Annotated in this window: 1 protein-coding gene; it reads left to right on the top strand. The window is 57.6% G+C overall.

Annotated elements, in window-relative coordinates; genetic code table 11:
• Positions 1-638 (top strand): efflux RND transporter permease subunit (locus tag AC1DU6_RS34510; RefSeq protein ID WP_477862991.1); only part of this gene is annotated, 638 nt, incomplete at both ends.

The raw sequence follows: 638 nt of genomic DNA, 5'->3' as shown, positions 1-638 counted from the left end.
AGATCGAACTGCGCGATGGCAACGCCGATTATAACAAACTGCAAGCGATCACCGGGGCGATCGTAGCCAATGCACAGACGCAGAGTGCTTTGCAGCGCGTCAGTTCGCCGTTCCGCTCGATGGTGCCGCAATTCGATATCGAGATCGACCGTATCAAGACCCAGACCCTGCATGTGACGACGGATCAGGTGTTCTCGACCCTGTCGTCTTATCTGGGTTCGTCCTTCGTCAACCAGTTCAACAAGTTTGGCCGCACCTTTCAGGTCTACACACAGGCAGATGCCAAATTCCGGCTGACCGCCCGGGACATCGAGAACTTGATGGTCCGCAACCAGCAGGGCAGCATGATCCCGCTTGGCAYGGTGGCGAAGATTACGCCTGCCGTGGGGCCGTCGCTGATTAGTCTCTATAATCTCTATCCGACGGCGACAGTGATCGGCCTGCCGGCACAGGGCTACAGTTCCGGGCAGTCCATGGCGCTGATGGAGCAGATTGCGGCCAAGACTCTGCCTCCGGGAACGGGCTTCGAGTGGACGGCAATGTCGTACCAGGAAAAGATCGTCGGCAATCAGCTCTATTATGTGTTCGGCCTTGCGCTGCTGCTCGTCTATCTGGTGCTCGCGGGGCAGTATGAAAGC

The organism is Roseateles sp. P5_B10 (assembly GCF_056400485.1).
The sequence above is the reverse complement of the archived record's forward strand: the minus strand, read 5'-3'. Positions and strand labels throughout refer to the sequence as shown.